Raw genomic sequence first — 22,542 nt, 5'->3', positions numbered from 1 at the left:
CCCGGGCCGCCTTCCGGTTCGATTTCACACCCCGGCAAAACTCGTGTAGAGTTTCATGTCGTTGCGGAGAACAACGCGGGAACAAAAAGTCCGCGGTAAGCGAAAACAACAGATGCACCTCTAGCTCAACTGGCAGAGCAATTGACTCTTAATCAATGGGTTCCGGGTTCGAGTCCCGGGGGGTGCACCACCAAAGAAACCCCGTCTTCACTGGTCCTAGGCCAGGAAGGCGGGGTTTTTTGTTCTGTCCAGAATCTCCTCAAGGGGAGGTCACAGCCGAGGGCTTGCCATTCGGTTGTCGGTACGTAGACTCGGCGCATGGCTGGCCCCGGGGGAACACGAACAGTCCGCTGCACGGCGGCACTCATTGTTGTCATACTGCTGGCCGGCGGCCTGGCCGCGTGCGCCTACGATGGCGGGGACGACCTGCAGCCAACGGTGGCCGGGCAAGGCCGCCGGTCTGCGTCCGCCGTCCCTGCGAAGGACCCCGGAGTTCTGGGTGTCGAAGCGCGCAACTACGCTGAGCTGCATCAGCGCCTGGCCAAGGCACCCGGGTCTGTGCTCCTGACCGACTCCGGCCCGGCTGACGGGCCTGGGGTCGGGTTCCGCAAAACGGCAGCCGTGTTGACCGCCGGACCTCACACCGTCATCGCGGCATGCGTGGGAACGCAGCAAACCCAGATATTCCTTTCCCAGGACGTCAAGGGCGGTACCGAGCACAGGGTGCTTAAGGTCGACTGCTCGGGAGCCCAGACGCAGACCATCGAACTGCAGAAGGGCTCCGTCAGTGCCCAATTGACCCGCCAAGATCCGACCGGGGCCTGGACCGGGGCGGTCGCCGGAATCGTCATCACCGTCCCGTGAGGCTGACGGCTCCGTAGCGGCCCGCCGGACGAACCGGTCCTATTCGACCTGCTTAGAGTTCCTTCAGGGTCGTGCCGCTCGCCTCCAGGAGCTCATCCAGGCCCGGCATCACCGTCGTCCGTTCAGGATTCACGCCGGAGCGCTGCTGCGAGCTGGAAATGGATGGGCAGCGTCAGCTGCACGGGCGACGCCCCGACGGGCTCGTCGAGCAGCTCGTTGATCGAGGTCTGCCCTTCCAGCTGAACGGTCGGGTTTGTGTCCATCCCTTGAGCCTATGCGCAGCCGGCGCCCGGTCCGCCGAGGGACACGGGACGTCCCGGATCAGTGGGGCCCGGACTCAACGTCCGCGACGGGATCGGGACTGCTGCCAGGCTGTGTGCCGGGGTGATCCAGCCGGCGATTGCGCTGATGCATTGGTTTCCGCCGTGGCCGGGTCGCATTCTTCGCAGAACACCGTGTCAGCAATCTCACCGCAACACTGACAGCGATGCTCCAGGGATCTGGCTTCGAGGACGTAGCGTGCCATAGGCCCATGGTCCCCCGTCAACCCGCGTTGGAAACCAGTAGCCTGTACTTGTTTCCGACGTTCGATTACCGGTATCAGACGAAAAAGTGTGCCGGTGAAGAAACCCCGGGCGGGTCTTGCGTTGGCCGCAACCGCGACCTAGTTGGCCTCGACCGGCAGGCTGGGTTCCCCGGCGGTGACGATCGTCTTCACGTCAGTCGAGGAAATCCTGGTTGCCAGCTCCCTGACGACTGCCTGGAGTTCCTGCCGCAAAACATCGGGGTCAATGGAGGCGGCGGCGAGGACGGCACGTTCCATGTCCGCGGCTTCAGCAACGGCCTCGCGGCCCCGGTCGGTCAAGGACACCACATGGCTGCGGCGGTCGGAGGTGCTCCGCTGCCGGGAGATGTGGCCGTGGGCTTCCAGCCGGCTGAGGGTCTTGCCCATGGTCTGCGCCTGCACGCGCACCAATTGGGCAAGTTGCGCCTGGGTCATCGGTCCGTTGACGGAGAGCACTTCCATTGCGATAACCCCGGCATGGGTCAGGCCAATGGCCCCCAATTTTTCGTTCCAGGAGTGTTCAACGAGGCGTGCTGCCGTGGACAATAGGCGCCCAGTGGGCCAGCGATCCATATCAGGCATACCAAAGAGTATAGCGAGCGTACGATTCGGCGCCGCCACCGACGCTCATTAAGCTGGTATTTGGCCACCCTGGGACCGCCCGGTGTCCACCCCGAGAAGGAGCACAACTTGTCTGAACGACTCATCCCCGGTGACACGGCGCCGGCATTCACGCTGCAGAACCCGGAAGGGCAGGACGTCTCCCTCGAGGGCTTCCGCGGCCGCAGCACCGTTGTCTATTTCTACCCGGCAGCTGCCACCCCGGGGTGCACGAAGCAGGCCTGCGATTTCCGGGATTCCCTGGCGTCGCTGCAGCAGGCCGGCTACGACGTGGTGGGGATTTCCCCCGACCCGGTGGACAAGCTCGCCAAGTTCGCGGCCGCGGAGGGACTCACCTTCCCCCTGCTGTCAGACCCGGACCACACCGTCGCCGAGGCCTATGGCGCCTGGGGTGAGAAGAAGAATTACGGCAAGACCTATGAAGGCCTGATCCGGTCCACGGTGGTCGTCGACCCCGACGGCCGGGTCGCCGTCGCGCAATACAACGTCCGGGCCACCGGGCATGTCGCCAAACTCCGCCGGGACCTCAAAATCGACGTGTAGAGGCACTCGTTCAACGGAAAGTCCAGGCCTCCCTGGCGTCACCGGATGGAGTACGGGGCCCTGCGCACAGGATTGACCGCGGTCAATCCGAAGGAACTGATCTCCGGCATCGCGGCCGGCGTCGCCTCGCAGGCTTCTAGTTGCCGTTTTATATCAGCGTGGACGCCCGTTCTTCGTAATGCCCCGGCGGACGCTCCGTGTCCTGCGAAATGTACAATGGAGGCTGGCATCCGCCCTCGACGGTCTTAGGACCGTGGAGATGACGGCGCCGCGCGCGAGTGGTGAAATTGGCAGACACGCAGGATTTAGGTTCCTGTGCCTTCGGGCGTGGGGGTTCAAATCCCCCCTTGCGCACACTAAGGAGCCCCGGTCTTCGGACCGGGGCTCCTTCCTTTTAAGCTGCCTGATCCGCGGCAAATCGTGCGCACAAAAAAGAAATTCATCCTGCACCCATCCGTTTCCCCGGACCCCGCGAATACCCATTGAGACACCAACCAAGGGTCGGTGCCCAACAAGTCGGAAAAGGGCCAAAGCGGCAACAGTTCGCCGCTGGCAACGATCGGCACAACAAAGGAGAAACCGAAATGCAGACCATCAAGCGCACGACTCTTTCCGTTGCAGGAATCGCTGCTGCAGCCATGCTCAGCCTCACGGCCTGTGGCGGAGCAGCCACCACGGCACCCGCTTCCTCGGCTCCTGCCGCCAAGCCGATGGAATCAAGCATGGCACCGTCGCCGTCCGCCAGCTCGGCAGCGGCCATGGACCCGGCCGCCAACCTCGCCGGGGCCGGCTGCGCGGGCTACGCCGCCCAGGTCCCCAGCGGCGCCGGCTCCGTCTCCGGAATGGCCCTCGACCCGGTAGCGGTCGCGGCGTCCAACAACCCGATCCTTACCACCCTGACCGCGGCAGTGTCCGGCAAGCTCAACCCGAAGGTTGACCTGGTCGACACCCTGAACGGCAGCGAGTTCACTGTCTTCGCACCGACGGATGACGCCTTCGCCAAGATTGACGCCGCCACGATCGAAACGCTGAAGACGGACGATGCCCTGCTCAGCAAGATCCTGACCTACCACGTTGTTCCGGGCAAGATCAGCCCGGACGAGATCGTCGGCACGCACGCCACGGTCCAGGGTGGTTCCGTCACGGTCACCGGCTCCAAGGACGCCCTCAAGGTCGACGACGCCAACGTCGTCTGCGGCGGCGTCATGACCGCCAACGCCACTGTCTACATGATCGACTCCGTCCTGATGCCCAAGTAGGCAGCACCAAACGCTCCTGCTGCGGTTCCAGCCTGACTCACTGGACCACCTAGGAGAATCGAAGGCCCGCACCGGTGGTGCGGGCCTTCGTTTTTCCCTCCGGGCAGCTCTCCGGGCTGCCACGTGGGTGGCGCCTGCGCACGGCTGGGGCAGGGCTCCGGGCACGGCCCTGCCCGGCTCACAGCAAGCGCCCGGGCCGGTCAACTACAATGGCCGTGTTCCGCAGCCGGCGGTACATCCAGTCCCCCGAGGTGATACCCGAGTGCCCAAAAGTACAGTGTCCAGCCGTACCGCGCGCCCCAGCAATGCCAGCCCAGCGCGGGCCAACGGAGTGCGGACCCGTGCAGTGCGCCGCGTCGCGGCCGGTGTCGGTGCGGTGCTCCTGATGCTGCCGCTCGCCGCCTGCACCGGCACCCCCGGACCGGGCCCCGGCTCGGCCGGCTCCACTGATGCCGCGGCCAGTTCCACCGCCGCCGCTCCCAGCGCCGTGTTCACCTTCGGAACCGCCTCGCAGCCGCTCGGGCTGGATCCCGCCGTCGTTTCCGACATCGAGTCCTACCGGATCACCCGCCAGGTCCTGGAGGGACTCGTCGGTGTCGACCAGACCACCGGAGAACCCACGCCGCTGCTGGCCACCGAGTGGACATCCAGCGACGATGGCCGCGCCTACACCTTCAAGCTCCGGGAGCAGGTGACCTTCCAGGACGGAAGCGCGTTCGACGCCGCGGCCGTCTGCAGCAACTTCAACCGCTGGTTCAACTTCCCCGACACGCTGCGGCAACAGGCACCGGGCACGACGTTCAAGGGCGTCTTCAAGGCCCACGCCGGTCAGGCGTCGCTCTCCATCTACAAGGGCTGCACCGCCGCGGCTCCGGACAACGTGACGATCGAGCTGACCCAGCCCTTCACCGGGTTCCTGCAGGCCCTCACGCTCCCCGCCTTCGCCATTTCCTCGCCCCAGGCCCTCGCAACCGGGAACGCCGACCAGCTGGACCAGAGCCGTGACGGCCAGCCCGTCTCCGCCTACGGGCTCCACCCGGTGGGAACCGGCCCGTACGTCTTCAGCTCCTGGAACCCGGACAGCATCACCCTCGCCAGCAACAAGGACTACTGGGGGGACAAAGGCCAGATCGGCACGATCAACTTCGTCACCTACGATCACACCCAGACCCGGATGCAGGCCCTGCTCGACGGCAAGATCGACGCCTACGACGCGGTGACCATAGGCAACTTCGACCAGCTCGTGAAGCGCGGCCAGCAGATCATCCAGCGGGATCCCTTCTCCGTCATGTACCTGGGCATGAACCAGGAAGTGCCCATCCTGCAGAACCTCAAGGTCCGCCAGGCCATCGAAATGGCCCTGGACAAGGACACCCTGATCCGCAGGTTCTTCATTGATAACACCGCACAGGCGACGCAGTTCGTCCCGCCCAAGCTCAGCGGCTTCAACAACAACGCCCCGTCCCTGGGCCACAATCCGGCAAAGGCCAAGGAACTGCTCGCCGAGGCCGGCTACCAGGGCGAGGAGCTGAAGTTCTACTATCCGCTGAACGTCACCCGGCCCTACCTCCCGACGCCGGAAAAGGTCTATGCCGAAATCAGCAAGCAGCTGACCGCCGTCGGGCTGAACATCAAGCCGGTGCCGGTCGACTGGTCCGAAGGCTATCTTCAGCAGGTCACCTCCCCCGGCGACCATGCCCTCCATCTGCTGGGCTGGAACGGCTCCTACTCCGACCAGGACAATTTCGTCGGGCCGCTCTTCGGCGAGAACACCGGCGAGTTCGGCTACCAGGACCCGCAGGTCTTTTCCAAGATCGCCCGGGCCCGCGGCCTGCCGGACGGCAAGGAGCGGACGGAACAGTACCAGACCATCAACGCGCAGATCGCCGCCACGGTCCCCGCCGTGCCGATCGCCTTCCCGATCTCGGCCCTGGCCCTATCGGACCGTGTGCTGAAGTACCCGGCGTCGCCCGTTCTGAATGAAGTTTTCACGAAGGTGGAGCTAAAGCCTTGACGGACGCAGCCAATTTCAGTATGAGGCGGGTCCGGGGATATTCTGTGACAGCCAGACCCGCTGCTATCGGAGACTGATTGTGACTTTCATTTCCAAGACCCAACATGCCGACGTCGTCCTGATTGGCGGCGGCATCATGAGCGCCACACTCGGTGCTTTCCTGAAGCAGCTTGAGCCGAACTGGACGATTTCCCTGTTCGAGAAGCTCGACGAGCCGGGTCTGGAGAGCTCCGGCCCCTGGAACAACGCCGGCACCGGACACGCCGCGCTGTGTGAGCTTAATTACTCCCCCGCAGCCAAAGACGGCTCGGTGGACCCCGCCAAGGCAATCCTCATCAACGAGCAGTTCCAGCTGTCCCGCCAGTTCTGGTCCCACCTCGTCACGAACGGCATGATCGGCTCCCCCAAGGGCTTCATCAACACCGTTCCGCACATGAGCTTCGTGATCGGCGAGGACAACACCAAATTCCTGCGCACCCGATACGAGGCGCTCAAGCCGAACCCGCTGTTCCGCTCGATGGAATACTCCGAGGACCACGCGCAGATCGCCAAGTGGGCCCCGCTGATCGTCAAGGGCCGCGACCCGAAGCAGCGGATCGCCGCCACCCGCGCCGCGGAAGGCACCGACGTCGACTTCGGTGCCCTGACGCGGGAGCTGACCACCTACCTCGGGAACAACGGCGTGGAGGTCAACTACGGCCACAACGTCTCCGGCATCAAGCGCGCGTCCGACGGCGGCTGGGACCTTTCGCTCAAGCACCCCCAGTCCGGAGAACACGGCTCCATCCACGCGAAATTCGTCTTCGTGGGCGCCGGCGGCGGAGCCCTGCACCTGCTGCAGGCCTCCGGGATTCCGGAAAGCAAGGGCTACGGCGGTTTCCCGGTCTCCGGCCAGTTCTTCCGCTGCACCGACGAGACGCTCGCGCGCCAGCACAGCGCCAAGGTCTACGGCCAGGCCTCCGTGGGCGCCCCGCCCATGTCCGTCCCGCACCTGGACACCCGCTTCGTCAACGGCAAGCGTTCCCTGCTGTTCGGCCCCTACGCCGGCTTCTCCACGAACTTCCTGAAGAACGGCTCCTACCTGGACCTGCCGCGTTCCATCCGGCCCTCCAACATCGTCCCGATGCTGGCCGTGGGCAAGGACAACATGGACCTCACCGCCTACCTGATCAAGGAAGTCGCCAAGCGGCACGGTGCCAAAGTCGAGGCCCTGCGCGAGTACTACCCTGCCGCTCAGGACGGTGACTGGGAACTCATCACCGCCGGCCAGCGTGTACAGATCATCAAGAAGGACCCGAAGAAGGGCGGCGTGCTGCAGTTCGGCACGGAGGTCATCGCCGGCCGCGACGGATCCATCGGCGCCCTGCTCGGCGCGTCCCCCGGCGCGTCCACGGCGGTGCCGATCATGATTGAACTGCTTCAGAAGTCCTTCCCGAAGCAATTCAAGGGCTGGCAGCCCCGGTTCAAGGAGATGATGCCCGGCTATGGCATCAAGCTCAACGAGAACCCGGACCTCGCCGCCCAGCTCGAAACCGACACGGCCAAGGCACTGCAGCTGGAACCGGTCAGCGCCAAGCGCAACTGACTCCCGCTCCGGGTTGCGGCCGGTTTGATCCCTTGGAAGCACGTCCGTCAACCCATCAGGAGACCTTGAGATGTTCCGGCTCGCAAAGCTGTCACTGGCCAACCGGGCCCTGATTGCGCTGGTGACCGTCTTCGCGTCGGTCTTCGGCGTGATCACGATGTCCTCGCTCAAGCAGGAACTCATCCCGTCCATCGAGTTCCCGCAGATCACGGTCCTCACGTCGATGCCGGGCGCCTCCCCCGAAGTCGTGGACAAGCAGATCAGCAGCCCGTTGGAGACCGCGCTTAAGGGCGTGGAAGGCCTGGAGTCGACGTCGTCCACCTCGCGCAACGGCGTCTCCCAGATCAGCATGGTGTTCACCTATGGTTCGAACCTGGACCGTGCCCGGAACCAGATCGACCGCGCCATCTCCAATGCCAAACGGTCGCTGCCGGACGACGTCCAGCCCCAGGCGATCGCCGGAAGCATCAGCGACTTCCCGATCGTGTTCCTCGCCGTCTCCTCGGACAAGCCGCTCAGTGAACTGAATGCCGATCTGGCCCGGCTCACGGTCCCGCGGCTGCAGAAGCTCGACGGCGTCCGCGGCGCCGAGGTGACCGGCGGCGCCACGCAGCACATCAAGATCCTTCCCCGCCCCGAGGCCATGGCGGCCTCCGGTGCGAGCATCCAGTCGATCAGCGAGGCCCTGAGCAACAACGGGGCGCTTGTTCCGGCAGGCACCATCGAGGAGCAGGGCAAGACGCTGTCGCTGCAGATCGGCAGCCCGGTCGATTCGCTCGACGCCATCAAGGCGCTGCCGCTGGGCGGCTCCAGGAACGCCGCGACCATCGGCAGCGTGGCCGACGTCAGCATCACCGAGGACGCGCGCACCTCGATCACCCGGACCAACGGCGAGGAAACCCTGGCCCTGTCCGTCACCAAGAAGCCTGAAGGTGACACCGTGGGCATCTCCCACGCGGTGAAGGACTCCATCCCCGAGCTGGAGGCCGAGCTCGGCTCCAATGCCCGGTTCACACCGATCTTCGACCAGGCACCGTTCATCGAGAAGTCCATCAAAGACCTCACCACCGAGGGCCTGCTGGGGCTGGGCTTCGCCGTCGCGGTGATCCTGGTGTTCCTGATGTCCGTCCGCGCCACCCTGGTCACGGCCGTCTCCATCCCGCTTTCCCTGCTGATCACCTTCATCGGGCTTTCGGCCACCGGCTACTCGCTGAACATCCTGACCCTGGGCGCGCTCACCATCGCGATCGGCCGCGTGGTGGACGACTCGATCGTGGTGATCGAGAACATCAAGCGGCACCTGAGCTATGGCGAGGCGAAGATCACGGCGATCCAGGCCTCCATCCGGGAGGTCGCCGGTGCCATCACGGCATCGACCCTCACCACCGTGGCCGTCTTCCTGCCCATCGCTTTCGTGGCCGGCCTGGCCGGTGAGCTGTTCCGCCCGTTCGCGCTGACCGTCACCATCGCACTGCTGTCCTCGCTGTTGGTCTCCCTGACCATCGTGCCGGTGCTGGCGTACTGGTTCCTGCGGAACCCCGCCGACAAGGCTGACACAGGCGGGGAAGGCACAGGCCGGGAATTCTCTGCCCGGGAAATCGCGGCAAAGGCCCACGAGGCGGAGCAGCGCACCGTCCTGCAGCGCGGCTACCTCCCGATCCTGACCAAGACGCAGAAGCACCCGGTGGTGACCCTGATCGCAGCCGTGCTGGTCCTGGGCGGCACCGCCGCCATGACCCCGCTGCTGGCCACCGACCTGCTGGGCAACTCCGGCGAAAACAGCATGACCGTCCGGCAGGCGCTCCCCGCCGGCGCCAGCCTGTCCGAGGCCAACGCCTCCGCCGTCAAGGTCGAGGAAGTCCTGCGGGAGATCGACGGCATCAAGGACGTCCAGGTCACCACCGGCAACGCCCAGACCGGCTTCTCGGCGCTGCTGTCGGCCGGGGCCTCAAACTCCAGCTTCACCGTGGTGACGGAGGAAAAGGCGAACCAGAAAAAACTCAAGGACACGGTCCGCAGCGAACTTGCCGGCATCCCTGACGCCGGCAAGCTCACGGTGGGCTCGCAGCAGGGCGGCTTCGGCACGTCCTCGACCGTGGACATCACCCTCAAGGCTGCCACCACCGCCGATCTCCGGACCGCCAGCGATGCCATGGTCCAGGCCATGGACGGCGTCCCCGGCTCCTCCGAAGTGGCCACCAACCTGGCCGCCAGCCAGCCTGTGGTGCAGGTCAGGGTGGACCGGGCCAAAGCCGTCGCCGCGGGCCTGAGCGAGGAACAGGTGGCCGGTGTGCTCGCCTCGACCATCAGCCCCATCCCGGCCGGGACCGTGCGGATCGACACCAACGACTACCCGGTCCGCATCGGCGAAGGCACCCGCTTTACCAGCATCGACGCCGTCCGCCAGACGCCGCTGCCGACGCCGGCCGGTCCCGTGCCGCTGGTGAGCATCGCCTCCGTGGAACAGGTCGACGTCCCCGTCTCCATCACCGCCAGCAACGGGCAGCGGACCGCGCGCGTGTCCATCACGCCGTCGGGCGCCAACCTCGGTGCGGTCAGCACCGAGGTGCAGGCCCGGCTCAAGACTGTCCAGCTGCCGCCCGGCGTCACGGCGGAGATCGGTGGCGCCACGACCCAACAGGCCGAATCCTTTGCCCAGCTCGGCCTCGCCCTGCTCGCCGCCATCGCGATCGTCTATGTGATCATGGTGGCCGCGTTCAAGTCGCTGATCCAGCCGTTGATCCTGCTCGTCTCGGTGCCGTTTGCGGCCACCGGTGCCATCGGGCTGCTGCTCATCACCGGCGTGCCGCTGGGCCTGCCGTCACTGATTGGCATGCTGATGCTGGTGGGCATCGTGGTGACGAACGCGATTGTGCTCATCGACCTCATCAACCAGTACCGCCGGCCGCAGAACGGCGAACCCGGGATGAGCGTGGCGGACGCGATCACCCACGGCGCCCGCCAGCGCCTGCGGCCGATCCTGATGACAGCGCTGGCCACCGTCTTCGCGCTGACGCCAATGGCCCTGGGCCTGACCGGCGGCGGGGGCTTCATCTCGCAGCCGCTCGCCATCGTGGTGATCGGCGGCCTGATTTCCTCCACCGCGCTCACCCTGGTCCTGGTGCCGGTGCTGTACCGCCTCGTGGAAGGACGGCGCGAGCGGAAAGCACTGGCCAAGGCCGGGCCGGTTGCCGGAACCGGCGCGGAGGAAGGGGCGGGTGCCGCCCGTTCCCGTAGGCGGGGCCGCCGGGCCGCCCCCGGGGCCGTCCCCGATGACTTTCCGGACGACGTTCCCGACGACGCACGGGTCCCCTCGGGCTCGCGTTAAAGGCCGCTGGTCGCGTCAGATCCGGACCGCCTTGTGGCGGCGCGGGGCACGTGCCCCGTGCGCAGCGCCGGCCAACGCCAGCGGCAGGGGCCTCCTGGGGGTTGCCGTCGCGGCCCGGTGGCGGGGCCCGCGGGGGGGGTTGGGCGGTGGTCACGCGGCGAACTCACTTCGCGGGCCGGGTCGCTGACATAGACAGCGTTTTCGGGGACGTCTTCGCCTTTCATCAGAAAGCCGTCAGCCCCGAGGGTCGACCCGTCGTGCATCGTCACCCCATAGTGGACGAAGGCTGTGACGCCCAGGGTGCAGCGATTGCCCAGGACAGTGCGGTCGGACTTGAACGTTCCGTCTTCCATGGAATGGCCCTGGATGAGCGATCCCTCGTTGAGTGCGCAGTCATCACCGATGGTCACGAATACCTCCACGGGGTCCTGCTCGCCGAACACGAATCACGGCTCGAATCACGGCGCCAGCGGCTGCTGAAATCCGCCAGGCTCCCGGCCCTGAAAACACTCAAAGGATTCGACTACACCAGTGTCAGGTTCCCCGAGGACTGCGGCCGCGAGTCCTCGAATCCCTGGAGTTCATCACCCGGGCCCAGGACCTGGTTCTATACGGGGATGTCGGAACCGGTAAGACCCACATGGCCACCGCCCTGGTCGCAGCCGCCTGCCGGCAAGGCATCCCGGCGCGGTTCTTCACTACCTCCGCCCTGGTCATGATGCTCCGCCGCGCCTAGGACGAGGACCGGCTGGATAAGGAGCTCGTCGCTTCCCTGGCAAAAAACCAGCTCATCTCAATTGATGAACTGGGATATTTGCCGATCGACACCGAAGGAGCCAGGCTCCTGTTCCAAGTCATCGCGGACGGCTACGAAAAAAGGCAGCCTCATCATCACCACCAACCTCGAGTTCTCCAAAGGCTGGACCAAGACCTTCACCGACCCCCGTCTGTGCGCTGCGATCGTGGACAGCCTCACGTTCAACGGCACCATCATCGAAACCGGCACCGACTCCTACCGGCTGGCCCACACCATCGCCCAACAAAACGCTTAGTCCTTCAACGCAGCGACACCATCCGGCGTCCCGCTGAACAACCCCTACGCGACACAAACCGACGTTAGTAGCAGGACACCAGCCGAACCCTACGTCAGGGCAACTCAGGCGGGCCTTGCAAGCGGAATGCGGCCGTAATGTGAGGAAATCGAACAATGCCTGTTTCAGGTGACGCTGCTTCTTCGCCCAGGCTACGTATTCTGGCTAAAACCCTGTCTTGGTCCGAGCGGTGCGAGACGAAAGTCCATGAGCTGGCAAGTTGCACGAGTTGGTCAACCTGCAGCTCGTAGTTGAAGGAAAAAGCTTGCGTTCAAAGGTGCCGCGTCCAGCAAACTCTGCAGGTACGCTGCGGGTTTGGTCAGCGGGCGCTCCGTCCGGCTCAACGATGGCAGTCAGTGCCTTCACCCAGTCACTGCTGCGGTCCCAAGTGTGCCAAGCAAGACCAACCACGCCGTCTGCAGTGAGTACACGATCGCATTCAGCTATCGCCCGTGCGGGGTTTACCCAGTGCCAGGCCTGCAGACAAGTGATGGCATCGACACTCTGATTTTCTAGAGGGATGTCCTCAGCCGAGCCAGTAGCCGTAGTGATCCGCCGCGCGACTGGATGCGGCAGCTCTTCACGTACGCTTTTGAGCACGGACAGCATGTCGCTCGCTGTATCGACGGCGGTGACGTCGTGTCCGAGGGTTGCGATGGTGCGGGTTCCCAGTCCGGTGCCGGCACCCAGGTCAAGAACTGCTAGTCGGTGTCCTGGCGAGGGTGACCCTAACAGCCACGAGATTGTGTCCGCCGACCAACCAGGGCGAACATCATCATGAAGAGCAGCCTTAGGGCTTTCAACTGTTGCCGCGCTATTGGTTAGATCCATGTCTGCCAGCCTAACGAGCAGCTAAGTGAAGGCGTCTCGTCTGGGGAGGGGATCGCCTCTGATTCCGAAATGACTGCGTCGGCGCCCGGCGGCTGGCCGCACGGTATGGCCCTTCCCGTTGATGACTTTCAATGTCGAGGACCTGCTTGCGGTTCCTAAGTTAGGCCTTCACAAGCGCCGGCGTCTCATCGTCCGCGGTAGTGCCCGAACCGAGGTAGCGCTCGATGCTGACTGGGCAGCGGCCAAGCCCGCCGCCCTGCCCCCGGCGGCGGAAGTTGATGACCTGGCCGGTTCTGCCGCACCCGCAGGTGCCGGTCTCGACGTCGCCCATGTCGTCGGTGAGGAGGAAACCGGGGTAGCTGGTGCTGAGGGCGTCCAGTACGGCGATGGTGCCGGTCTCCCCCGGGGCGATCACCTTGGCGCTTTGGCCAGGGTCCCGGATGGAGATGTAGCACCATGGCGGAACGTGCTTGCGATGCAGGTGGCATTCGACAGCGAGCATGTTCGACTCGATCATCCCGTACATGTCGCGCACGTTCACCGCACGCACGCCGAGCAAGTCGTGGCACCGTTCCCGAAAACTCTCATTAGGGATGGCCTCGGCTGTGTGCCGCTTCCAGCCCCCGAGAGTGATGATCATGCTGAACGGGTCCAAGCGCGCACTGATATTCTCCCGCTCAAGGAACCGGAGGAGCCGGCCGATGAGGAACGGCGGACTGACGATGTGGCGTGTCATATGTCCCTCCCATCGGTGCAGGTGCTCCAGGGCCTCCCCGGCGTCGAACGCCTGGTCGGCAACGAGATATGCGTGGTGGTCGAAGACGCTGTTCAGGATGTTTAAGTCCTTGAGCAGTCCCATCTCCGAGGCTTCCGGGTCCGACGGGTTCAAGAAAAGTCCCGCGCCCCCGGACAGGCTGAAGAACGCCCGGTAGGTGCCGAGCAGGGCGACCAGCGCCAGGGTCATTGTCTCGCTGTTGCGGGGGATGACGGAAGGGACACCGCGGGTTCCGCTGGAGCGGGTTTCGGTCTCGACGTCGGCCAGGGAGCAAGTAAGCAGCACCTTGGCGTCGGGACGCTTGAACATGCCGACCGGCAACAGTGGCAGGGATTGCAGGTCGTTGAGGTCCTTGATCGTGGCGGGGTCGACTCCCAGGGCGTCACACTGGGCGCGGTAGAAGCCGTTTGCGGCTTGGTGGTAGATCGCGGCGTCCCGCAGGACGTCGGTGACCGACCGGGCCCAGTCCTCAGGGGACTGGACGTAGGCCTTGGACACATTCCCCAGCATCTGCGGTAGGGAGAGCATTGTGTCACTCCTCGGTTTGCTCGATCGTCGCCCGGATGGGCACGAATTGATGGGACTGGATTGGCAGGGGAACCCTTCCGAATGCCTGCCGCACGTCATCCAGCCGGTCGGCCACGGTCACCCTGTCCCGGCTCGGGGGGCCGGCGGCCTTGATCTCGCGGCCGGTAACCAGCACGACGACCGTCTCATCGCGGTCCACCAAGCCCTCACGCAGAGCACTCCGCAAGCCAGCCACCGACGCGGCGCCGGCTGGCTCCGCACCGACGCCCGCTGTCGAGGCCAGCAAACCGACGGCCTCCATGAGCTCCGATTCGCTCACCGCGACCATGGCGCCGTCGCTGGAACGTACGGCTCGGAGCACCGCATCGCCGATCGCAGGCCGCAGCACGGCGATCCCGTCGGCGGCTGTGGACATCGGGTCGAGTTCATCGGGTGCTGGATCGGTCCCCTGCCATGCGCGCACTAGCGGTTGGCACGCTCGAGCCTGCACACCGACCAAACGAGGCTTCCTGGCGGCGACTCCACAGGCAACCAGTTCGGCGAAGCCCTTCTCAAGCGCGACGAGGGTGGGGCCGTCCCCCACCGGCGCGACCATCACGTCCGGCATCCGGCGGCCAAGTTGCTCCCAGACCTCCAACGCCACGGTTTTCTTGGCCTCGGTCGTCAGGGGATTCACCCCGGTGTTCCGGTCCACCCAGCCGAACTCCTCCACCGCTGCGCGTGACAGGTCGACGGCGGCCGCGTAGCCATCGGGTACTTGGAACACCCATGCCCCGGCCTGGGTCATCAGTGCGAGTTTGTCCTCCTGACAATCGATCGATACGAAAATAGCTGCGCGCATTCCCGCAGCTGCCGCCCCGAACGCCGTCGCAACTGCCGCGTTGCCCGTCGAGGCCGTCGTGATGGTGTCCAGACCATGCCGCAGCCCGTCCTCGATTACCAGCGCCGTGGCCCGGTCCTTGTTCGACGCCGTCGGGCCGCGGGTCTCGTCCTTGACCCACAGGGACGGTGTGCCCAACGCGCCCCTCAGCGCGGGGGCCGGAAGCAGCGGCGTGCCTCCGATGGGCAGGGGATAACGCACCGGCCCGTCAGACATGGGCAGAAGGTGGCGGTACCGCCACATCGTGAATGGTCCCGGCGCCTCTTCCGGAACCAAGCCGGGACCGTAGTCGTACTGCAGCCACTCGCAACCGTAGGTGCGTACTGAGCCTGTCACTCTGCCCATGCCGGGTGCGCCTCCTCCCGCGTGTCCGAGCGTTTCACGTCAGCCATACCGACGCAGCTCCGAGAAGAAATCCTCGATCACGCCGAGCTTGCCGCTACGGGCAACTTCGTCGTAGACGTACTTACCCACCGCCAAGTCGAGCACGCCCAGGCCGAACGGCGAGAACACCACCGGGCGGTCGTCCGCCAGCGAGACGCTGCCGGCCATGACATCGGCCAGAGTGCCGTCCACGAAGTCCCGGTGACCGACCATCTGCTCCACGAGGTGGGCAGACGTACCGGCTTTCAGGCAGTGGTCGACATCGTCAAGGATGTTGGTCGACGCCAACAGGATTTCCGGGGCAAGGTCGCGCAGGGACACGTGAAGTACCAGCGGATTGTGCTCGAACCACGCCACCTCGTGCACGTGCGGCTGGCCCGCGATGGTGGCGAACACGACCATGTCGCTGCTCCTTATCAGCTGTTCGGGACCATCATGAACCGTCACGCGGGATGCCGTGCCGCTGCGTTCAAGGTAGCCCTTGAATCCCTCCGCGCTTGCGCCCAATAGGTCATACACCCCGATGTCGTCGAAGGACCAGCCGGTTGCGTCCAGGAAGGTGTGGATGTACCGGGCAATGAGGCCGACCCCGAAGAACCCGATGCTCCGTGGACGTCCCCGTCCGCGGCTGAGCCAGTCCGCGGCTGCGGCGGCCGACGCCGCCGTCCTGGAGGCGCTGATGACGGAGCTCTCCATGCAGGCGAAGGGGTAGCCCGTCACCGGATCATTGAGTATCAGAACCGCTGAGGCGCGGGGTATCCCCGAGGCCACGTTATCCGGGAAGCTGGAGACCCACTTGATGCCGTCCACTCCTACGTCGCCTCCAACCGAGGCGGGCAGGGCGATAATGCGCGCGGAGGGCCGGTCCGGAAAGCGCAGGAAATATGACGGAGGGTTTACCGAGTCGCCGGCCGCGTGCGTCCGGTAAGTCTGCTCGACCAGCTCCACCACCTGCTTCTCCCGGCCCCTGAGTACCTCCTGTACCTGTGCCCCGGAAACGACCGCGAACGGCGGGACCGTCTTCGGCTCCGACCCGGGAACGGCCGGGGAAATCGCGTAGTCAGTCATTGGGCACCATCCTCCTTAACGAGATCAAATACATTGCGCGGCTCGGCCATGCCGACCAGCACCTCCCGAGGCCCTTCATAGGCTTCCCGGCTGTGGGCCATGCGGACGTTGTCGACCAGCATGAGGTCCCCGGGCTCCCAAGGGGTCCGCAGCGTGTTAGCCTCATAGACGTCGTTCAAAAGGGCAACAATGTCCTCGCCAATTGGCTCCCCGTTGCCGAAGCGGGTATTAAACGGCAACCCGTCGGCACCGTAGACGTCGACGAGGTACTCCCGCACCTCGGGGGCGATCGTCCATTCGCTCAAGAAAGCGATCTGGTTGAACCAGCAGCGCTCGCCCGTCAGGGGGTGTCGGACTACGGCGGGGCGCCGCTGCCGCGTGCGGAGCTCTCCGTCTGACTGCCACTCGAAGTCAATGGCGTGGGCGCGGCAGTACTCCTCGACGGCGGCGCGGTCGCCCACCCCAAACGCTTCCTCGTAGCTGGACCCGATGTCCTCGTTGTAGCTGCGCGCGAGCAGCCACCCCTCGCTTTCGAACCGCTCGACGATGTCCAGGGGCAGGGCATGGAGCACTGCGCGGGAGTCCGCCACCCCGGTCACGCCACCGGCGCTCGGAGCCTGAAGGCAGGCGAAGAGCATCAGACCGGGGAACTCGAGCGCATAGCTGAGCTCGTGGTGCATGCACATGGGCTGGTTAGCAGGCCACTTCAGGGAAGAATAGACGCCGTCGAGATAGGGCTGCCTAGCGGCAAAGGCCTCCCGGTCAGGCATGAGGCCGCCCGGGACCAGCCGTTGAAAGACATCCGCAACTTCGGCCGGATCTCGGAGGGCGAGACCGCGTACCAGCACAGCGCCGTGCTCCGCTACCGCCATACGCAGGGACTCCTGGTGCTGCTCGGCCCACTGGACGGGGTCGTGGCCGTATTCCACGGCAAGCATTGGTGGCTGGCCGGCTTGGCGTTCAAGGTCGAACTCAATTCTGGGTGAAGGCGACGACATCAGAGGTCCTTTCGTTTCACGGGCAGCGGGTGGAAATGGCACACCGGTGCTCCCACCGGGGCCTTGAAGTCGGGTTTCGCCGCGGCTGGCGCCGGACGCGGTGCGGACGGAACGGCAGGGTCTGCCAAGGAGGAGGCCTCGAGGAGGGCTGCCAGGTCCGACAGGACGGGCGTCTGCATGATGTCCTTGATCGACACTGCACGCTTGAGCAGCACAGCGAGTTTCACTGCGGACAGCGAGGTCCCACCCAGCGCAAAGAAGGAGTCCTGTCCGCCGATCCTGGCTCCAGGCATTCCGAGCACCGTCGCCCAGGCCTCGGCGAGCCGCTGCTCGGTGGCCGACAGGGCGTCAGTGGCGTTGCCGGCCTCGGGAACGATTTCCTGCGCCATATTGGCCAGGGATTTCCGGTCGATCTTCCCGTTGCCGGTCAGAGGCAGGCTCTCCTGCCACCGGTACGCCGACGGGACCATGTAGTCCGGTACTTGCGACGCCATCTGCTTGCGCAACTGGGCGATCTTGATTGGCCGTCTGCCCGTGTAGAACGCCACGAGGAACTTGACCTGATCGGCGCCCTCACCCACGACGACGGCACCGTCGCGCACTCCAGGCACTCGAAGCAGGGCATTCTCGATCTCTCCGATTTCGATCCTGAATCCCCTGATCTTCACCTGGTTGTCGCGCCGTCCTAGGAAATCGAGCTTTCCGTCCGGCATCCACCGGCCGTAATCACCGGTACGGCAGACGCGCTCACCGGCGCGGTTCGGATCGGCGCCGAACATCGCGGCGGTTCGCTCTGCATCGTTGACGTACCCGCGGCCCACGCACACGCCGGAGAACACAATCAGCCCAGGCGCGCCGAGCGGTACCGGGCTGCCGAACTCGTCGACCACGTCAACGTGTACATTGTTGATCGGTCTTCCGAGGGGAACCCGTGGCCCTGCCGGGGCCCGTTCCATGATCTCGTGGACGGCGTCGTCCGACGTCTCGGTGAGCCCATACGTATTGACGACCGGAACATCAGGGTAGAGCGCGAACCAGCGCTGGACGAGCTCCTTCTTCAGGAAGTCGCCGGTGGGGCACACGCAGTGCAGGTCCGGCAGCTTCCGTGGGTTTTGCTCCAGGTAAGACACGATGACTTCAAGGTATGACGGAACAACCTGGATCACGCCCGCCCGCCCATCCACGACCGTGTCAACGAATTGCTCGACGTCGAGGATCGCGTCCTGGTCGACGAACAGGGTCCGCCCGCCGATGAGCAGGGCTGCCACCAGCTGCCACACCGAGATGTCGAAGCATTGCGGACCGGTTTGGGGGATGACTTCGCCTTCGCGCACTCCGAGGTCGTCGATTTTGGCATAAATGTGGTTCAGCATCCCGGCGTGCTCGCACATCACACCCTTGGGCTGTCCAGTCGACCCGGAGGTGAACAGGATGTAGGCGAGCTGGTCCGGGGCAACGTCCACGCCGAGGTTTCCCTCGGGGTGGTCCTCCGCAGCGAGGTCCCCGACGAAGAGCTCCTTGACGCCGTGCAGGGTGGCCAGCGCTTGGTCGAGTGTGGCAGTACTGTCGCGTTCGGTGACGACCAAGGGCGACTCCGCCTGGGAGATCGCAGTGGACATGCGCCCGGGCGGGAAATGCGGTTCGAGCGGCAGGTAGGTCAAGCCGGCCTTCCAGATCGCTAGGACGGTCACCAACCAGTCCAAGTTGCGCTCCATCACCACGGTGACGACGGTCTCTCGGTCAAGTCCCCGGGCCAGTAGCGCCCTGCCCAGCCGATTCGCCTGGGCATTCAGCTCGTGGTATGTCAGGCGGTTGCCACCATGAATAGCAGCGACCGCTTCCGGGTCAGACTCCGCCCGTTGCTCGATAATCTCGTGCACGCGGAGGTCCGGAAGCTCACGCTTCGGACCCGCGAGCTTCTCCAACTGGAAGCGCAGTTCCTCCGGGGCAAGCAGGCACGCACGAGCGTGCTCTGCGTCGGGGTCCGCCGCCATCGCCTTTAAGGCAGCCACGTGGTAGCCGGCAATGCGCGCGGCGGCGGCAGCGTCGAGCGCATCGGTGCGATACCGCAGCCGCAACTGTGCGCCGGTGACGTCGAACGACATTGCCACCTGCAGGACCGTGCTCTCGACCGGCTCCCTCAAGGCATCCCACGGGTCGAAAACAGTCTCAAAGAGCGGTCGGTTCAGGTTCAGCTCTCGGCGGAGCCCGTCGAGGGGATCTTCGTACTCGGCGTTCCCCGTGTGCCGCCGGAACTCCTGCTCCAGGCGGCCCACATCTGTCAGGAGCGCGCGCCAAGAAGTCGGCTCGGTCGTCAGCCGGCATGGCAGCGGCTGGCGCCCAGGAGCTGCGGCATACCCGGTTACTGCCTCCCGCTCCCCTGCCAACGCGGCGAGCACTTTGGCGTGAGCGGTCAGCAGCACCGCGTCCAGGGTCGTCCCCAGGCTGTCGGCCAAGCGGCGCAACGACCCCACCAGATCGCCGGGGATGTTCTCTTGGTGCTCGCCGACGCCGGGATGGGGATCCAGGGTCCATCGCGGGATCATAGCCAGTCCGCCCCCGTCGAGCATGCCCCGCCAAAAGTCGCGTTGCTGGGTAATCGGCATGTCCACGTTTTGCTCTCCTGTATCAGTACGTTGCGACTGGGTCTGTGGCTCCGCCGCTCGGCACTGGCGAGCCAGCGACGAGTGTCCGCGGGTGCCGGCCAGATATCGAATCGGTCAATGCTTCGGCAGGATTGCCTCCCCAACGTTCGAAAGCCGGGATCTCCTCACCCTTCATCAGGAAGGAGTCCGGCGCGAGCACCACGCCGTCGTCCATGGTGACCCCGTAGTGCACCATCGTCGCCACACCGAGGGTGCAGCCCGAACCGATCGTGGTGGCGTCGGATTTGAAGGCGTAGTCCTCCTGGGAGTGGCACTGGATGAAGGACCCGGCGTTGAGGATCACGTTGTCTCCCAGGGTGATGATGTTCTTCTCGGACATGCCGGCCCCGTCGTCGAAAAGCCGCTTGCCCACGCGGACCCCGACGAGCCGCCACAGGAGGGCCTTGAAGGGTGTGCCGCTTAACAGCCTGTGCACGTTAGCCCGGGCGCATAGCTTGAAGAAACGCTCGGTGCGCCAGAAGTCGACCTCATAGATCGAGCAGTGCTTTGGCCGCACTCCCCGGAATCCCGTGGATGCTCGCTCGACGAAGGCGGAATACAGCACGGTGAACACCAGCAGCACGAGGGGGAGGCCCATGATCGCGAATGCACCAAACTGCTGGACCAGGTCCGCGGCGGTCAGCGTGGACAGCAGCACGACGAAGGAGTAAGTCCAGCGCGACAGCAGGAACAGCGCCATGGTCACCAAGTTGTGCCTGTTTTTGGCGGCAAGTCGGCGAGGGAGCTTCCTCGCGTGTGCCATCCGGATGAAGACGCTGTCCCGCTGCACTGTCCGGGGGATCTCGAACGCAGGTGAGCCGAGCAAGCCGACCCCCTCCCGGACCTCTCCGTCGATCGGGACGAGAGCCTTGGTGGCGATGAGGCAGTTATCGCCCACCTTGCCCTGGGAGGGATAGACGATGTCGTTGCCGAGGAAACTGTTCGCTCCGATGGTGCTCCGGGAAACGATGAAAGACGTGCTGGAGTAGTTGGCGTTGATAAACGACAAACCGGAGGCGACGACGGTTCCACGACCGACCACACTCAGGTACGGGTTGTCGTGCTTCACCTCGTTGCCGAAGTTGGAACCGGTTTGCACCACCGGGGAGAGCCTGTATCCGAGGGACAGCAGATAGTGAACAACGAAGGAGCTGTCACCGAAGAGCGTGTTGAAGAACTTCCGGTTGGTGATGCGCCCGATCGTCCGGTGCACGACGTAGTGGATCCCGTACAACGGGTAAACGTGATCCGGCTTGAGCGCCAAGTTCAGAAGCCGAGGGACGGTCATGGCGAAGATCAGGCTCAAGAGCATGATTCCCCAGAACAGCGTCACGGACAGCCCCAGAACATCACTCAGGGACGACCAGCTGAGTGACAGGTGTTGGGTCTCGAGGAGGTCGCCGACCCAGGGCACGTAGGTACTGACCACAGCCACGAACGTGAAGCCCAGGGGCAGCGTCACGAGCAGGAGGTTCGCCAGCTGCAGAACGGCGAACCTCACCCTCCTCCAGGTGCCGCATTGAGCCGGGGGTACCATCCGATAGTCGGTGCTCGCGCGCCCCGCGGGCGACCCGTTCCAGCTCTCCCCGGCCGGTACTGTCTGGCCCTCGTGGAGGGACGAGGCGTGGCCCAATTGGGCCCCGTCGCCGAGCGAGGTGCGGATATCCAGCACCGCCTTCTCGCCGATGAGTACGTTCTTTCCGATGGACACCGGACCCGTCTGGATCACGCCGTTGATCGCGCGATAGCCGCTGAGGAAGGTGTCTTTGTCGATGACCGTGTGTTCGCCGATCGTGAGCATGTCGGTGCAGACGGGCATGTGCCGTGTGAAGACGACCGCGCCCTTCCCGACCCTGGCTCCCAGGGCACGCAGGTAGAGCAGGTACAGCGGGGAGCCGGCAAAGAGGACCAGCGGGTTGGCCATCACTGCTGTCTTGACGAACCAGAACCGCACGTAGGCCAAGCTCCAGATGCGGATCTCCTGAGGCCTCCAGCGTCCGATGAGTACCCATTTGGCCAGGATGGGCAGCGTACACATGAGCACGAAGGTGACGGCACCGAAGCCAGCGCCCCTTGCGTAGATGTCGAGCAAAGTCGGGCCCGTCCAGACCCACTCCAGCCCGCCCTCGAAGAGCACTGCGTAAACATAGGTGTAGGCAAGGAATATCAGCACCTGCAGTGTGCCGCATGCCACGTACTCGGTCGTCGTGGCCGGTGCCCCCACCGCGGGGAGAGCGCTATGGCGCTCACGCCGTGCTTCGCTCGCAGAGGTCACTGTGGACGCGAGAGCGGATGACGTTTCCGGTCCTGCTACGCGTGACGTCGGTGTAGAGGCAACCGCAGGCTGGCTGGACGTCGCCGATGTCTGTTCCGCCGGTGCCAGGGCCACGGCCAGCGCCGAGATTGTTGGGTGCTGGTATATGTCCTTGATGGACACCGGCGGCAGGTCCGGCTGTTTGTGCACCCGGGCGCAGAACTGCGCCATGACCAGCGAGTCCGCGCCCAGGTCGTGGAAGAAGTTGGCGTCCACCGGCACGTGCTCGACGTCCAGCACGCCGGCCAG

Annotated in this window: 16 protein-coding genes, 2 tRNA genes and 1 pseudogene; 10 read left to right on the top strand and 9 right to left on the bottom strand. The window is 65.1% G+C overall.

What is annotated here, in order from left to right; all coding sequences use genetic code 11:
• Positions 1-114 precede the first annotated feature (114 nt).
• A tRNA-Lys gene (locus ACZYZ5_RS19165) sits at positions 115-190 on the top strand.
• Positions 191-318: 128 nt separating this feature from the next.
• A complete protein-coding gene (locus ACZYZ5_RS19160; RefSeq protein WP_463903866.1) occupies positions 319-864 on the top strand; it encodes a hypothetical protein in 546 nt (181 codons plus the stop codon).
• A 122-nt stretch (positions 865-986) separates the two neighbouring features.
• On the opposite strand, the gene ACZYZ5_RS19155 is transcribed toward ACZYZ5_RS19160, so the two are convergent.
• Both ACZYZ5_RS19155 and ACZYZ5_RS19150 read right to left on the bottom strand, forming a co-directional pair.
• The gene (locus ACZYZ5_RS19155) at positions 987-1,127 is read right to left on the bottom strand and encodes a hypothetical protein (protein ID WP_463903865.1); all 141 of its coding nucleotides are present in this window, start codon (positions 1,125-1,127) and stop codon (positions 987-989) included.
• Between the two features lie 401 nt (positions 1,128-1,528).
• Positions 1,529-2,002 (bottom strand): MarR family winged helix-turn-helix transcriptional regulator, encoded by a 474-nt coding sequence (locus ACZYZ5_RS19150; protein WP_463903904.1) that lies wholly within the window; start codon positions 2,000-2,002, stop codon positions 1,529-1,531.
• Positions 2,003-2,119: 117 nt separating this feature from the next.
• Here ACZYZ5_RS19150 and bcp point away from each other — a divergent pair, with 117 nt between their 5' ends.
• The 8 genes and pseudogenes from bcp to ACZYZ5_RS19110 all read left to right on the top strand — a co-directional run bounded on the left by bcp (position 2,120) and on the right by ACZYZ5_RS19110 (position 11,831).
• Positions 2,120-2,593, top strand: a complete 474-nt coding sequence (gene bcp, locus ACZYZ5_RS19145) for a thioredoxin-dependent thiol peroxidase (RefSeq protein WP_463903864.1) — start codon at positions 2,120-2,122, stop codon at positions 2,591-2,593.
• Between the two features lie 272 nt (positions 2,594-2,865).
• Positions 2,866-2,947 (top strand) — tRNA-Leu (locus ACZYZ5_RS19140).
• Positions 2,948-3,177: 230 nt separating this feature from the next.
• On the top strand, positions 3,178-3,852 hold the full coding sequence (locus ACZYZ5_RS19135) for a fasciclin domain-containing protein (protein WP_463903863.1): 675 nt from the start codon (positions 3,178-3,180) through the stop codon (positions 3,850-3,852).
• Positions 3,853-4,237: 385 nt separating this feature from the next.
• The gene (locus tag ACZYZ5_RS19130) at positions 4,238-5,866 is read left to right on the top strand and encodes an ABC transporter substrate-binding protein (RefSeq protein ID WP_463903902.1); all 1,629 of its coding nucleotides are present in this window, start codon (positions 4,238-4,240) and stop codon (positions 5,864-5,866) included.
• Positions 5,867-5,945: 79 nt separating this feature from the next.
• Complete coding sequence (locus ACZYZ5_RS19125) at positions 5,946-7,451, top strand: malate:quinone oxidoreductase (RefSeq protein WP_463903862.1); 1,506 nt, start codon at positions 5,946-5,948, stop codon at positions 7,449-7,451.
• A 70-nt stretch (positions 7,452-7,521) separates the two neighbouring features.
• Positions 7,522-10,779: an efflux RND transporter permease subunit gene (locus ACZYZ5_RS19120; RefSeq protein ID WP_463903861.1), complete on the top strand. Its 3,258-nt coding sequence runs from the start codon at positions 7,522-7,524 to the stop codon at positions 10,777-10,779.
• A gap of 385 nt (positions 10,780-11,164) precedes the next feature.
• Positions 11,165-11,599, top strand: a pseudogene (locus ACZYZ5_RS19115) (ATP-binding protein); the annotation flags it as partial.
• Positions 11,580-11,831 (top strand): ATP-binding protein, encoded by a 252-nt coding sequence (locus tag ACZYZ5_RS19110; protein ID WP_463903860.1) that lies wholly within the window; start codon positions 11,580-11,582, stop codon positions 11,829-11,831. The pseudogene ACZYZ5_RS19115 and the gene ACZYZ5_RS19110, both read left to right, overlap by 20 nt.
• A 204-nt stretch (positions 11,832-12,035) precedes the next feature.
• Here ACZYZ5_RS19110 and ACZYZ5_RS19105 read toward each other — a convergent pair whose 3' ends face one another.
• From ACZYZ5_RS19105 to ACZYZ5_RS19075, 7 genes are all read right to left on the bottom strand, one after another.
• A complete protein-coding gene (locus ACZYZ5_RS19105; protein WP_463903858.1) occupies positions 12,036-12,701 on the bottom strand; it encodes a class I SAM-dependent methyltransferase in 666 nt (221 codons plus the stop codon).
• Positions 12,702-12,861: 160 nt separating this feature from the next.
• Positions 12,862-14,004, bottom strand: coding sequence for a LuxE/PaaK family acyltransferase (locus ACZYZ5_RS19100; RefSeq protein ID WP_463903857.1), 1,143 nt, complete (start codon positions 14,002-14,004; stop codon positions 12,862-12,864).
• 4 nt (positions 14,005-14,008) lie between these two features.
• Positions 14,009-15,100 (bottom strand): threonine synthase, encoded by a 1,092-nt coding sequence (locus ACZYZ5_RS19095; RefSeq protein ID WP_463903855.1) that lies wholly within the window; start codon positions 15,098-15,100, stop codon positions 14,009-14,011.
• A 168-nt stretch (positions 15,101-15,268) separates the two neighbouring features.
• Positions 15,269-16,336, bottom strand: a complete 1,068-nt coding sequence (gene sbnB / locus ACZYZ5_RS19090) for a 2,3-diaminopropionate biosynthesis protein SbnB (protein WP_463903854.1) — start codon at positions 16,334-16,336, stop codon at positions 15,269-15,271.
• The gene (locus tag ACZYZ5_RS19085; RefSeq protein WP_463903853.1) at positions 16,333-17,334 is read right to left on the bottom strand and encodes a TauD/TfdA family dioxygenase; all 1,002 of its coding nucleotides are present in this window, start codon (positions 17,332-17,334) and stop codon (positions 16,333-16,335) included. The genes sbnB and ACZYZ5_RS19085 overlap by 4 nt, the downstream gene beginning before the upstream one ends.
• Positions 17,334-19,940: a non-ribosomal peptide synthetase gene (locus ACZYZ5_RS19080; RefSeq protein ID WP_463903852.1), complete on the bottom strand. Its 2,607-nt coding sequence runs from the start codon at positions 19,938-19,940 to the stop codon at positions 17,334-17,336. Before ACZYZ5_RS19080 ends, ACZYZ5_RS19085 begins: the two co-directional genes overlap by 1 nt.
• A gap of 22 nt (positions 19,941-19,962) precedes the next feature.
• On the bottom strand, positions 19,963-22,542 hold a 2,580-nt coding region (locus tag ACZYZ5_RS19075), incomplete at its 5' end, for a Pls/PosA family non-ribosomal peptide synthetase (RefSeq protein WP_463903851.1).

Source organism: Pseudarthrobacter ribosi (assembly GCF_055412865.1).
Note: the sequence above shows the minus strand (reverse complement) of the source record. Positions and strands in the feature narration are given on the sequence as shown.